Here is a 10273-nt window from a genome sequence, read left to right as displayed (position 1 = left end):
CGAGCAACTGTACAACGTGCAATCACATAGCCTTCACGTTTCAGTTGTTGCCAGACCTTACGCACACCATACCGACCTGAACTTTCCTTCCAAATTCGTTTAATTTGTTCAGCATGATGAAGGTCATGCAGATCCCGTTTCGCTCGATGTTCTGGATTGTCCGCGAGATCTAAAGTCCGGTAATAGGTTGAAGCAGCGATCGGTAAAATTCTACAAATCGCCTCAACACCATATAACGCCTTATTGTTATGGATAAAATCCACCATTATTTGTGTGGGCGGTCGAGCTCCGCCTGGGCGAAAAAAGCCGCTGCTTTACGTAGAATTTCGTTAGCACGTTGCAGTTCTTTATTTTCGCGTTCCAGTTGTTTGATACGTTCTTGGTCTGAAAGCTGCTGTGCTTTAACTGGATTTTGTTGATCTAAGTATTTTTGATACCAAACACGTAGTGTTTCAGGAGTACAGCCAATTTTAGGAGCAATTGCTGTGATTGCAGCCCAATTCGATGGATAATCTTTCTCGGATTCAATCAATAATTGAACCGCTCTTTCTCTGATTTCAGGGGTATATTTTACTTTTTTCATCGGGACATTCTCTCAGAAAGCTTGGTCTCCGACAAACCCGGTACGGTTCACTCTTTTAATATTTGTTCTATTTCAGACTTCATCATAGTCGGTTTAACCAAAATTATCGAACAACAATAAGTAAATTAAAATAAATAGACAATAGAATGTTGGACACAACTATTAGCTCACCACAAAGCTCTTCTAGAATCAACATTTGAATACATCCTACGATTGAATAGACGAAAGGCCTGTAACCAGGCCTGGTAAATGATTACTTTGTATAAATCACATTCTTATATTGTGTTTGGAGCTTGTAGAACTCACGGCGAGATAGCTCTTTAGGGTTTTGAGCCATGATCGTATAAAACTTACGAATCTCTTGTTCCTTTGTTTCCGATGGTTCACTGATCTCAGCAATACGCACGGTTTCATACCAGCCGACTACTTGGCCATAGTCTTTAGATGCGATTTGCGCCGTAGAATAAAATACATAAGAAATAATGATGGTTGCAACACCAGTAATCGCTAACAACGTAAATGTCGTGCGACCCCATGCAAGAAGCTTTGCTTTGTATTCATCAAGAGCAAGCAACCAAGTACCAACCATCGCAAGAGCTAAAATATCACCTAAAATCATTTTGGTTTTCCTTAAATAAATTCACCTTTCGCTTTTAATTATAGAAAATAAAACCCTTAAAACTTTTTTTCTAAAAACAATTATTCTTTTCTTAAAATATTTAAAAAGACTTATAAAACCACTTTAAGCTTGCTTAAAAACGCATACGCTGATTTTAATTGATTAAAATAAAACTCACGTTTTAATTTTTAGAGAAAAGTTAAAACCTTTTAAGGATTGATACTATGTATCTATTCCAACAGATAGGCGATCCCCTATGCACTCATTACCAGTTGACGCTAAATCAGCAAAACACTTTGCATCGAATCCTTTAAGTGATTGGGCAATAGGACTTGTCAAAGCTGATGCGGTGAATAACCACCTTAGTTTTGATGCTAACTGCAACCTTCAGTTAAGCACCGTTTTTGATTTTATTGCGATTGCGGATACCGAAGCAGAAGACTTTGAATCGCTGTTTTTAAAAGAGTTTGGTGAGGATTTCACACCATTAAGTCACCTTGAATATGAATCAGTGAATAGCTTGGCTGAAATGATTACATCGCAATATGACACGGCGATCGAAACCGTTAGACACATCATTATTGAACGTGAATTGAACTAAGGATCTGGACGCATGAATAAGCTTGTACTTGCCATTGAGTCAGGGCGTATTACTGACGGAGAAGTTTTATTTTTACAGTTGAATCAGCTTAAATCTGGTCAAATACCCGATATGGTAAGTAGACAGCAATTTGCTGAATTATCTGAAATGGTCAATGCCTTTCAGGATGTATGGATGGATGAACCAGTATCTTTTTTTCAGCCTATCCAAGACTTTTTAAAAGCGATTGATTTAGAAGTCTACAATGATTTCAGCACTGATTTTGACTTGTGGTACTACTACGAAGCACCAGAGCAAAAATACGAAGCAACAGTAGCAACTAAACCATTATTTTCGGCACCAAAACTCACCGCTACTGGTGAAGTCTACAACTGTCTATTGACCGTTGAACAAGCTCAAAACTATCTAAATAAGGCAATTCAATTTGCTCGTGACCATAACATGCCAGTGCCAAAGTCATGTAATGAACCGTTTATCGTCACAGATGGTTTAGAGGTTGGATCTGAGTTGATCTACTCAGGCGTAGGCACAGATAAAGCCGTATATACGGCAATACAGCTCATACAAGAGGCAATACTCAATAATGCTGGTAAAGAGCATGTGTTATGCCTAAGACGTTTTTCAAACAGCTTAAAACCATTGTTAAAGTCTGCATTAGGTAAGGAAGTTTACTTAACCAATTGCACACTAGGGAAGCTGGCAGATCTTCTTGATCGCCCTGAAACATGGTCAGAGTTCACAGAACACTTTAAACAAAACTAATCAAGCTCATGGCTTAAAACTTGGAGATACGACAATGCAACTACACAATTTGAATCCTGGTACCGATACAGTTCGCCACCTTTTGAAAACCGAGAGTGCTACATATAGTGGCGTTCCATCATGTGTGATCAATATCATTGGGCAAGCAAAAAAGACTGTTCCCAACTTTATTGAAGTGATTTTTGTTGAGGTTGTATTGTTTCATCCCAAAGATGGCGAAGTATACGAAATTGAAGTGAGTGCACCGTTACAGGTTGAGCCTGTTGCCGAAGCTCACCGTATTGGAATGTTCAATCCAAGTGAAGCTAGAGCACTTATTGAGGGTGAAGTGCTGGATGTAGCAATCAATCTACAACGCAAGGCAATTGAGGAAATGATTGAATATGATTTGCTCTCAGAAGACGGTCTGGAGAAGTTCAACGCATGGAATGGGATCTCACCTGAAAGCCTATTGCTTGAAAGCTTTGAATGCGTGACCGAATACAACGGACTTCACAGCACACACTTTATGGCCAGCAAGGTGAAGCAAAAAGTAACCAATTACCTTAAAAGAGATTTGTTCTAATCAGATCCATAAAAAAGAGAGGTTTGCCCTCTCTTTTTTATGGCCATAGATTTATGGCCGTAAACGGTGTTTTTTAATTGATTAAAAAGGTTTTGGATTCTTCAACCCATTAGGTTTTTTAACCAAGCTTAATGCAATAGCCAAAACAACAACACTGGCTAACATAGCCAGTGGTATTAAAAGGAATTTTAAAGGTTGAGCCATATTCCACTACACCAAGTTTTAAGCGTTGTGCTTATTTAATTTAATTATAGTGAAAAAGTTAGCTTATAAATTTTAAAAAAAAATTAATGACCATGGTTTTTATTAAAATATCTATATAGACAATTAAGCTAATTAGGTGGGCAATTATGAATATGTTGGTAAATATAAAAAGAGAAGTGCAAGCATCTGAATTAGACTTTATTGAAGTCGAAAAGCTAATTTTGCAATGCGAAAAAGCAAAATCGTCAATAAAGGTTATTTATGAAAGCATCAAAGATATTGAACTTGATGCTTACCAGATTGTGAGTGCAATCACCCGAAAATCATATTCATCATCATTCAATACTGAAGAATCTGCTTTAAAACAAATATCGTCATGCTTCTGGAGGAAGTTAACTGAGATCATCAATCTTAGAAACTTTATATCTGAAAAAGAATATGATGCGTTGTCAGATAAAATTGCTCGTCATGAAATTGAAGATTTCACGATGGATAACGTGAATGTATTTTTAGAATCTATCTGGTCTACGCGCCACATGGCATATGCTCGTAAAGTTGATTCATTGTTTTGCCAATTATCAAGCAAATACAAAACCAATCTTGGTGCTGGTATTAACCCGTGCGTGATCATTCATCACAATAGCTACCATTCTTATTGCAGACGAGATAATTTAGTGGAAGAAGTACGCTTTATAGCAAGGCAGTTATTTGGCAAGCCTTTAGACCACACTAGATTAGATAAACTCAGGTTAGATCGTGGTATCTGGCATAGCATTGATGATAATTTATTACGCATTAAGATCTACGAAAACGGTAACTGTCATATCTTGTTTAATCAATGCGTAGTTGATCGCATTAACCAGGTATTAAACCTGTTATATCCGAATCAAATTGGCATAGATCCAAATGTAAAACACAAACGCCGTGCGTATGATGAACCCATTTTATAAAGCTCATTAAAAAACCCTCAATTGTTATTGTGGTTTTTTTTTAGATATATACGGTACTAATTTTGCGATCGTGCCACTGGTGAACATACACTGACCATATCACTATGGATACTTGGGATAAATCATATCCCTTAAAGGCAGATTTAAATTTAGACTCCATTTTTCGGAGCTGCATTCTCTTATCACGAGATGGCTCTAATTCAATATCCCCAATGAATTGAGAATTGCAATAAGATCTTGTTCAGGTGTATCAGCAAGCACCGTCACGTTATAGCCACCGCTAAACTGGTGTAATTCAGCACAGTACTCAACATCAGACGCCGTGAGTACCAATTCAACATCAAAATATTGAATCACTTTAAGCACCTGGTACTTTGCTTTAAAGAATCCGTTGTTTTCAGCTAACTTCATCGCTTCAGCAATGGTGATGTTTTCAAGCACAAGACGGTCTTGAGCTGGTTCATCTTCATATGTTTTAAAACTTAACAATTTAATTAAACTTAATTAATTAACTAATTGCTCGTTAAATTATTCTTAATGCATTACGGCGATACGGCTAATAGAAAAATCATATTAGTACGCAAGCGATGTTTTTTAATTGATTAAAAAAGATTGAAAATCTTATTTTTCGAGAAAGGTTTGCCAGGTTGTGTTTTCCCATAAAATGAAACTATCAAAAGCAGAAAGCTTAAAACTTGGAGTGAACAGCATGTCAAATTTAAACGCTCAATCAGTACAGTTACAAGGCACTTTATACATCGGTTTCCCTAAAACTTTTAGCGGTGCTCACATGGAAACATTGTTTGATGAAATCTCAGATTACATCGACAACAACTGTGATTTAACCCTTGCGGATCTTCAAGCGGATAGTGACTATGCTCAACTTCAATTTCAACAGCACATGCCGACATTGGCTGATAAAACAAATTTCTTCTTCATGGACGTTGAAATCTACGTTGCAACATTAAAAGAAAACTTTGGTCATACATCAGTACTCGACCAAGTTACCTCAGTAAATATCTTTGGCAAAAACCTTGAAGACATTTGCACGTTAATGGCTCAAAACGGCTACGCATACGACCGTATAGAAGATTGTTGGTCACGCGAACTTTCTTAATTCAATTCACCCATACGCACGGATAACGTGCGTATGCCACTGAATCACATTTGAGGATATAAACCATGCAAAACCTAATTACAGCGCATTGCGAGCTAACCATCAAACATGATGAAAAACAGCAAAAAAATGTCGGGCCTGTTGTTGTGACGTTTGGGGCGATCTTTACTGCTGAGTCGGTGAATGAACTGTTTTGCGCTATATGCCAAGACGGAATCAGATTTAAAGCAATCTATAACCCCGACAATATGTATTTTTTACGCCATGAGCTAAGCCCAATTGCTGATTTGTCAGTTAAGACAGACCAAGACGGCAACATTATTGTCAGTGTGATTGCATCCACTAGCCCATATTTTGAGATCAAAGTACTAAAAAATGGTTTTACCAACTCAGACACCTTAAATAGTTCTGCGATTCGCACGTTGGTTCGCAACCATCAAAGCCCATTCCAAGAGCAAATTTCTGACTACTTTGAAACAGACCAAATTTTTAAAACCATGCAAGCAATTTTTGCACACACGTATTTAAGCCGATAAGGAACTTCACCATGACGACCGCTACTGCTACCGCTGAAAAGACCGTGTTCAAACGTGAAACGTTGGAGCTGAAGAACATCCATGTTTACACCCAAAACGACCGCATTAACCAAAAAAGTCGCGTTGGCGACCGTGCATACGACAATGGATTAGTGAAGGACATCCTGTTCAGCCCTATGCTTTGGGCTACCCCTGAATTTTCATCTAGCTATGTTACTCAGATTCAAATTAAAGGCACACGCATTTATGATTCACTTTGCAGTTATACTGGCGTTCGCACCTATTTTTATAAGTTGTCAGACAGTGAGTTTGGGTGCATGTATCAAAAACGTCCGTACCCACAAAACGACTTTCTCTTAATTTTTGCAAACTTAACGCAAATGTTTAACGATGCAGTTTGTTACTTTGGAAACAACAGTAATAAAAACGCTTTTAAAAGTCTAGATTTTGACATCGAATGCGGTGTTTCACGGTTCAATTTACAGCAACGCTTATTAGAGTTTTATAAGAAGTCTAAACGCCAATTGACCATCAGTGAAACAACAAGCGGGATGCTTGGTGACTCGAATCTTCGCTATAACATCTTTGTTCGCAACCAACCAAAATTGGACAAACACGGCAAGCCGTTAAAATGCACCAAAAAACTCATTAAGCTGTACAAAGAGCGTGGCACAGTTGCGATCTATGGCGGTGACTGCATTTCACCACTCAAGCTCGTTAAACACCAACAAATCAAGCTAGAGAGCGAAAATGGCAAGTTTTCATATACGACTGACTTCATCACGTTGTACTCAGTAGAACAAGACATGTACACCTTATATATTCCCTATTCAGTACTTAATGAAAGCTACGGAACAACTAATAAATTTTATGGTTTGCATCTCACCCAAGAAGAAGCAGAAAAAACCATCCCGAAATTATTAGAACGTACTCAAAAGTATTTAAACCATAAAAAAGGTTAATACCCTTGCGTTGATCAGCTAATTGATCAACTGCTGGCTTTATAAACGCAAACGATGTTTTTTTAATTGATTAAAATAATCCAAAACTTAATTTTGATAATTCAGCACCCATAATTCTACTAATGCATTTCCATCAAGCCTTAATTCAAACCATATTCAATTAACAATGAATTAACACCACTACGGCGTTATTTCTTAAATGTGGTATATGGCTTTACCCACCCCCTACTCGTCTATGGCTAATTGTTCCAGTGTCAGTCAAAAAATGAAATATAATTCATTCTCAAAAATGAGAATCTGTTCACAAATGGGAACGCGAAGCAGCCTTAATTTTAAAAATACCAGTTCATCTAGACTAAATTTGAGTAAGTCTGATTAATATTGAATAAAAAACCTAAGTTTTTCGCCGTATGTTTTAATCTTCAAGGGTTTAACTTTAATGAAATTTTTTTAAATAAACTAATTTAGTGGATTTTGACCGTTATAATGGTTTTATCTCGAGGCATATTGCCTTAAACTTGGAGCCGTGTGATGTTAAAACTATCTAGTATCTTTTCTCATGAAGCTAGGATTGAATCCCTTGTTATTCAATTTGAAGCCGATTATCAAACTGCACTAAAGCAAGGTTTAGATATTTACTTTGGCGTTGGCTATGCAACTAATGAGGATAGTCAATCTATACAGGCGTATCTTGTGAAAGATAAGGAGATTTATAAAAAGCATTACTGGAGTTGGGAATACCCAAGAACACCACACAAAATTGAAAAAACTAAAGCTGAGCACCGCCATTGGTTAAACCTAGCTGATGTACGAAACGCTGCGCTCGAGGCGAATATTACAAATGAAGCAGATCTACAATCTGTTTTACAACGTTCATTCGCTACAATATAAAAAGGTAATCTAAATGATAAAAAAAAGTGTGGGTTTTGAACGTGCTTCTGATGTTCAAGCCATCGTTTACTCAGTAAATGATGGATCTGCAGTTTTTGTCGTACCAAATGGCTTTGTGGTGCTGGAGGTTCCATTGTCACAAACTCAAGCCGAGTACTTCAAGATGTATGAGAAGTCACCTAATGTATTTGTGTTGCACGGTAAGGCAAAATTCCATTACGTGTGTGATTGTGAAGTTGAACTGGTTGGCTTTAGTATAGAAAAATCTAAGCTAACAAATCAATTGGTCAATCCAAGCTTATTTAGCCACATTGATAAACCTGCAGTCAGTATAGATTGCATCTATGATGATATGTCTGCACCAACTATAAGCCCTGGCTTTTATTGTTAATTAGCTGGTATAAAAGTAGCCCGAAATTCGGGCTTTTAATTAGTCTGAAGACAAGTTATTTCAACTCGCACGGCGCTTTAATTCTGATGTTATTTGCCCAAGAAAAAACATCCGAACCTTTTTGTGGGAAAGGCTGACTCTTAGAATACTGCAACCAACACACCGAATTATGGGTTGGATCTTGTGCCTTACGTTTTTCACGTAATTTAATCAGGCTTTCTCTTAACGCTGCAGTATCGTATTTTGGATCAAGTGACATAAAACCTACCGCAAACAGATCCGCATAAGATTCTCGCCATAGTTGCGTTTTACCGCTACTTTCAGCCGTTACAAAGGTAGATACATCATCCATCTTTACTTTGGACCGATCAGACGGCGCAATTGAATTTAATGCTTTAAGTGGCTGGCCAAGTTCACCAGGCACATCGGTCGCACGATCTAAACAGTGAGATAACTCGTGCGCTAATATCAGCATTTCCCAATCGTTGTAGCTTACATCGGTTTTTGCTTCTTTATACATGGTGTTCATGCTGGTTTTAGACATATTCACCAGGCAATATCCTGTACTAGATCTTAATGAAGCTGGAGAAGCTTGCGGTATATCTAAGGAAGTTAAAGCCCAACTTTCGTTAAAGTCACCTAACACAAGTGGCGCGTTGTAGTTTTCCTTGGCAAACTTTTGTAGTTGATTGAAGTTACTACCCGGTACCATCGCAGCAATATGGTCATGGTTGAACTGTTTCTTTTCTAGCGTTTTGAAACACCATATAAAACCATATGACAGTAGAAACATTAGGAGTGGAACAACAGCAACAGAGAGCATAAGTAGCTTAAAGTTTTCGTCTAGTCGCTTGGTTCGGTCTTTGGTCTTAATATAAGGTGTTGCCAAGCACCAGCTGAGCACTACTGTCATCAATATTAAAATAACAAGAAAAGTCATGGTGTAGCCAACTGGTTCAATAAACGTAAAGGCAATCCACGCATAACAAGTTAGGACGGTTAAGGTCCACAAAATGATGTTTAAAATGATTTTTGTTTTCACGCAGTTAGCATCCCTAATCTATAAAAATAAATGTGGCCCATTAAACGGGCCATATTGAGTCTGTTCTCTTCATCATCGCCAATGTGGTCGATATAAATAATTAACAAATCATCAAAGCTAAAAACTTTTCTTAAAAATTTAAGTTGGCTGCACACCAGGATAATCGTTGTAGTTGCCATCAATAAATTGATTGGTCGATTTACTGACATCATACCAAATCGGCATGCATTTCGACTTGTCACTTTGATCGATGGCCATGTATGGAAGTCCTAATTCGTTTTGAATCAATTCAGCACCCATAAATGGCTCAAGAACCTTCATAGGAATGGAAAACAAACACTCAACATACCCATTATCATGAATGACCTTCCGACTGGCTTTAGAAGCACTGTCAAAGCGCAATGCATTCCACAAGTGAGAAGCTTCATTGATGGTATGTGGTTGTTTTAGGTAATTAGGATTTTCAGACGCATAGATCGACAGTGTATTCACATCAATCATCAGCTTAAGTACACCTGAACCGACCATATGTTCAATCGGTATATACAGCATGATAGCGCCGTATCCTAAGCTTCGTTTTTTAGCATCTGGATGTTCACCAATACCACCAATAACGCTATGAATAAGAATAGGTAGAGTTGTGTTCATTTTCTCTGTACACGACAAATTTCACAGAACTCTTATCCTATCAGGCATCTGCCTTCTTAAAATTGCCAGAATTTCCTTAAACTCTTCTTTTTTCCCAAAACCAATTAAACGCTGAATCGCCATTTGAACATAGTCTAAACCATAGCGAAATAAACTCATTGAGAGTCGTCCATGCTTCTTTATTTTTATCGCTTTTTTTTGATCATGTTGCCATTCACCCGTTAAGTAGCACCAACAGAAGCTTATAGCTAAGACCGCAATCAATTTTTTCACTCGTCTAGGGTCTGTCAAGCGCGTATTTTCAAGATTGAATCCTCGTCCTTTGAGACAACTGAATAAGGTTTCAATTTCCCAGCGTAATGCATAATCCTGAATAGCATTGGCATTAAACTGAGGAGAAAC

The 10273-nt window shown here is 37.7% G+C and carries 15 protein-coding genes, 1 pseudogene and 1 other annotated feature; of the genes and pseudogenes, 9 read left to right on the top strand and 7 right to left on the bottom strand.

From position 1 onward, the window contains the following. Together ACNPNW_RS04110 and ACNPNW_RS04105 are read right to left on the bottom strand one after the other, a co-directional pair. A pseudogene (locus ACNPNW_RS04110) lies at nt 1-583 on the bottom strand (IS3 family transposase); the annotation flags it as partial. Then, nucleotides 192-308: a sequence feature (AL1L pseudoknot), on the bottom strand. It overlaps the preceding pseudogene by 117 nt. A 253-nt stretch (nt 584-836) precedes the next feature. Then, the gene (locus ACNPNW_RS04105; protein ID WP_005028583.1) at nt 837-1202 is read right to left on the bottom strand and encodes a hypothetical protein; all 366 of its coding nucleotides are present in this window, start codon (nt 1200-1202) and stop codon (nt 837-839) included. 256 nt (nt 1203-1458) lie between these two features. On the opposite strand from ACNPNW_RS04105, the gene ACNPNW_RS04100 reads away from it, so the two are divergent. From ACNPNW_RS04100 to ACNPNW_RS04090, 3 genes are read left to right on the top strand one after another with little or no spacing between them, the layout of a single operon-like run. After that, nucleotides 1459-1803 (top strand): hypothetical protein, encoded by a 345-nt coding sequence (locus ACNPNW_RS04100; RefSeq protein WP_005028585.1) that lies wholly within the window; start codon nt 1459-1461, stop codon nt 1801-1803. 12 nt (nt 1804-1815) lie between these two features. Further along, nucleotides 1816-2565, top strand: coding sequence for a hypothetical protein (locus tag ACNPNW_RS04095; protein ID WP_234631464.1), 750 nt, complete (start codon nt 1816-1818; stop codon nt 2563-2565). A gap of 34 nt (nt 2566-2599) precedes the next feature. Continuing rightward, nucleotides 2600-3130: a hypothetical protein gene (locus ACNPNW_RS04090; RefSeq protein ID WP_063454715.1), complete on the top strand. Its 531-nt coding sequence runs from the start codon at nt 2600-2602 to the stop codon at nt 3128-3130. A gap of 81 nt (nt 3131-3211) precedes the next feature. Here ACNPNW_RS04090 and ACNPNW_RS04085 read toward each other — a convergent pair whose 3' ends face one another. Continuing rightward, complete coding sequence (locus ACNPNW_RS04085; protein WP_265092683.1) at nt 3212-3334, bottom strand: hypothetical protein; 123 nt, start codon at nt 3332-3334, stop codon at nt 3212-3214. A gap of 146 nt (nt 3335-3480) precedes the next feature. Between ACNPNW_RS04085 and ACNPNW_RS04080 the strand changes: the two genes are divergently transcribed. Further along, the gene (locus ACNPNW_RS04080) at nt 3481-4284 is read left to right on the top strand and encodes a DUF4942 domain-containing protein (protein WP_005005990.1); all 804 of its coding nucleotides are present in this window, start codon (nt 3481-3483) and stop codon (nt 4282-4284) included. 195 nt (nt 4285-4479) lie between these two features. On the opposite strand, the gene ACNPNW_RS04075 is transcribed toward ACNPNW_RS04080, so the two are convergent. After that, nucleotides 4480-4773, bottom strand: coding sequence for a hypothetical protein (locus ACNPNW_RS04075; RefSeq protein ID WP_005005987.1), 294 nt, complete (start codon nt 4771-4773; stop codon nt 4480-4482). A 220-nt stretch (nt 4774-4993) separates the two neighbouring features. On the opposite strand from ACNPNW_RS04075, the gene ACNPNW_RS04070 reads away from it, so the two are divergent. The 5 genes from ACNPNW_RS04070 (at nt 4994) to ACNPNW_RS04050 (ending at nt 8181) form a co-directional block, all read left to right on the top strand. After that, the gene (locus tag ACNPNW_RS04070; protein ID WP_005005986.1) at nt 4994-5401 is read left to right on the top strand and encodes a hypothetical protein; all 408 of its coding nucleotides are present in this window, start codon (nt 4994-4996) and stop codon (nt 5399-5401) included. A gap of 65 nt (nt 5402-5466) precedes the next feature. Further along, complete coding sequence (locus ACNPNW_RS04065) at nt 5467-5937, top strand: hypothetical protein (protein WP_005005983.1); 471 nt, start codon at nt 5467-5469, stop codon at nt 5935-5937. An 11-nt stretch (nt 5938-5948) separates the two neighbouring features. Next, nucleotides 5949-6899 (top strand): hypothetical protein, encoded by a 951-nt coding sequence (locus ACNPNW_RS04060; RefSeq protein WP_005005981.1) that lies wholly within the window; start codon nt 5949-5951, stop codon nt 6897-6899. Between the two features lie 531 nt (nt 6900-7430). Further along, complete coding sequence (locus tag ACNPNW_RS04055) at nt 7431-7790, top strand: hypothetical protein (protein WP_005005980.1); 360 nt, start codon at nt 7431-7433, stop codon at nt 7788-7790. A 13-nt stretch (nt 7791-7803) separates the two neighbouring features. Continuing rightward, nucleotides 7804-8181 carry a hypothetical protein gene (locus ACNPNW_RS04050; protein ID WP_005005978.1) on the top strand — a complete coding sequence of 126 codons (378 nt, stop codon included), beginning with the start codon at nt 7804-7806 and terminating at the stop codon, nt 8179-8181. Nucleotides 8182-8236: 55 nt separating this feature from the next. On the opposite strand, the gene ACNPNW_RS04045 is transcribed toward ACNPNW_RS04050, so the two are convergent. The 3 genes from ACNPNW_RS04045 to ACNPNW_RS04035 all read right to left on the bottom strand — a co-directional run. Further along, the gene (locus ACNPNW_RS04045; protein WP_005028607.1) at nt 8237-9223 is read right to left on the bottom strand and encodes a hypothetical protein; all 987 of its coding nucleotides are present in this window, start codon (nt 9221-9223) and stop codon (nt 8237-8239) included. Nucleotides 9224-9361: 138 nt separating this feature from the next. Next, nucleotides 9362-9871, bottom strand: coding sequence for a hypothetical protein (locus ACNPNW_RS04040; protein WP_005005975.1), 510 nt, complete (start codon nt 9869-9871; stop codon nt 9362-9364). 21 nt (nt 9872-9892) lie between these two features. Further along, nucleotides 9893-10273: transposase (locus tag ACNPNW_RS04035; protein ID WP_448766561.1), on the bottom strand; the 381-nt coding region annotated here is incomplete at its 5' end.

The organism is Acinetobacter endophylla (genome assembly GCF_053543775.1).
This window is presented reverse-complemented; position numbering and strand designations above follow the sequence as displayed.

Bases quoted from the DNA above. Each gene is read 5' to 3' on its own strand.
- ACNPNW_RS04080 (WP_005005990.1), top strand. From the start codon at position 3,481: ATGAATATGTTGGTAAATATAAAAAGAGAAGTGCAAGCATCTGAATTA.
- ACNPNW_RS04070 (WP_005005986.1), top strand. From the start codon at position 4,994: ATGTCAAATTTAAACGCTCAATCAGTACAGTTACAAGGCACTTTATAC.
- ACNPNW_RS04060 (WP_005005981.1), top strand. From the start codon at position 5,949: ATGACGACCGCTACTGCTACCGCTGAAAAGACCGTGTTCAAACGTGAA.
- ACNPNW_RS04065 (WP_005005983.1), top strand. From the start codon at position 5,467: ATGCAAAACCTAATTACAGCGCATTGCGAGCTAACCATCAAACATGAT.
- ACNPNW_RS04050 (WP_005005978.1), top strand. From the start codon at position 7,804: ATGATAAAAAAAAGTGTGGGTTTTGAACGTGCTTCTGATGTTCAAGCC.
- ACNPNW_RS04040 (WP_005005975.1), bottom strand. From the start codon at position 9,871: ATGAACACAACTCTACCTATTCTTATTCATAGCGTTATTGGTGGTATT.
- ACNPNW_RS04090 (WP_063454715.1), top strand. From the start codon at position 2,600: ATGCAACTACACAATTTGAATCCTGGTACCGATACAGTTCGCCACCTT.
- ACNPNW_RS04055 (WP_005005980.1), top strand. From the start codon at position 7,431: ATGTTAAAACTATCTAGTATCTTTTCTCATGAAGCTAGGATTGAATCC.
- ACNPNW_RS04100 (WP_005028585.1), top strand. From the start codon at position 1,459: ATGCACTCATTACCAGTTGACGCTAAATCAGCAAAACACTTTGCATCG.
- ACNPNW_RS04105 (WP_005028583.1), bottom strand. From the start codon at position 1,202: ATGATTTTAGGTGATATTTTAGCTCTTGCGATGGTTGGTACTTGGTTG.
- ACNPNW_RS04085 (WP_265092683.1), bottom strand. From the start codon at position 3,334: ATGGCTCAACCTTTAAAATTCCTTTTAATACCACTGGCTATGTTAGCC.
- ACNPNW_RS04095 (WP_234631464.1), top strand. From the start codon at position 1,816: ATGAATAAGCTTGTACTTGCCATTGAGTCAGGGCGTATTACTGACGGA.